The organism is Roseburia sp. AM59-24XD (genome assembly GCF_003478445.1).
Lineage (GTDB): Bacteria > Bacillota > Clostridia > Lachnospirales > Lachnospiraceae > Jutongia.
Genome location: NZ_QUET01000071.1, coordinates 1 through 1,504 on the forward strand (window position 1 = coordinate 1; position 1,504 = coordinate 1,504).

Annotated in this window: 1 protein-coding gene; it reads right to left on the bottom strand. The window is 40.8% G+C overall.

Annotation, left to right across the window (positions count from 1 at the left end):
* Window positions 1–179: 179 nt before the first annotated feature.
* Window positions 180–1,421 carry an IS256 family transposase gene (locus tag DXA20_RS15915; protein WP_118562103.1) on the bottom strand — a complete coding sequence of 414 codons (1,242 nt, stop codon included), beginning with the start codon at window positions 1,419–1,421 and terminating at the stop codon, window positions 180–182.
* Window positions 1,422–1,504 lie beyond the last annotated feature (83 nt).

The window sequence follows — 1,504 nt, forward strand, 5'->3', positions numbered from 1 at the left end:
GAGACTATGAGAAAAAGTCTGTAAATAAGATTCTTCTATGATAATGAAAGGCAAAAAATTCTTTGTCAGAGCTTTTTGCCCTTTAGTTATATATAACAGTTGAAAAATGACATGTCAAGAGCAGGCGGAGTTTCCGTCTGTCTTGGTTTACAATGTAATGTACTATTTCAGCAAATGTACTATTCCGGTAATCGTCCTTCATACATAATACTCAATTCGCCGTAGACCTGCCCCCAATTCCAGATTCTTGTTGTCCACTTTTTCGTTGCTTCAAACGTAGCCAGATACAGGGCTTTCAGCAGAGCTGTATCGCTCGGAAATACGCTTCTCTGACGGTTCAGTTTGCGGTAGGTGGAATTCAGGGATTCAATCGCGTTGGTCGTATAAATGACCTTTCTGACGGTTGTTGAGAACTTGAAAATCGGGGATATGGCATCCCAGTTTTCTTTCCAGCGTTTCATAGAATTCGGATATTTCGGCGTCCATTTTTCTGTTACATGATCTAATGCAGCCAGTGCTTTCTTCTCATCAGCAGCCTGATAGATGGTTTTTAGATCCGTTGCAAAAGATTTTCTATCTTTATCTGGAACATATTTCAGGGTGTTTCTTACCTGATGCACGATACAGCGCTGATACTCTGTTTTAGGGAAAGCTGTAGCGATTGCTTCCTTGATGCCGGTCAGTCCATCGGCGCATATGATCAAAACATCTTTTACCCCTCGATTTTTCAGTTCATTCATGACAGAAAGCCAATATTTCGCGCTTTCGTTATCTCCAATATTGATCGTCAGGACTTCCTTTTTTCCTTCGGTATTAATCCCAAGAATGACATATGCAGCAAGTTTACGGATCACGCCGTTATCCCGCACAGAATAATGTATCGCATCAATATACAGGATTGGATACACCTCATCCAGTGGCCGGTTCTGCCAGTCCTCAATCTGCGGAAGGATCTTATCTGTCACATCTGAAATAAAACTTTCTGATGTCTCAAATCCATAGATATCCTCAATGGTTTCTGAGATCTGGCGTGTAGTCATGCCTTTTGCATACATTGAGATGATCTTTTGGTCAATATCAGAAATATCCTTCTGACGCTTCTTTACCACCTGTGGTTCAAAAGTCGATTTACGATCCTGCGGCACCTCGATCTTCATGGAACCATATCGGCTGTTGACCTGCTTAGTCTTATAACCATTCCGGTAATCGTCATTGTCTGACCGCTCTGATTTTTCGTAACCGAGATGGTCATCCATTTCAGCCTCCATCATTTCCTTTATCGTGCCACCTAAAAGGTCTTTTAGAGCATCCTGGATGTCTTCTGCAGACTGGATATCATACTCTTCAAGAAGCTGATGAATAATGTTTCTCTTTCCCTCTGTCATTTGTACTCGATGTACAGGTTTCTTTTGTCTTGCCATAATAAAAGGCCCTCCTAATGATATTTATTTTATCATAGAAGAACCTTCTAATCATTATTTTACAGAAAAAGTATCACACTCTC

Bases quoted from the DNA above. Each gene is read 5' to 3' on its own strand.
- DXA20_RS15915 (WP_118562103.1), bottom strand. From the start codon at position 1,421: ATGGCAAGACAAAAGAAACCTGTACATCGAGTACAAATGACAGAGGGA.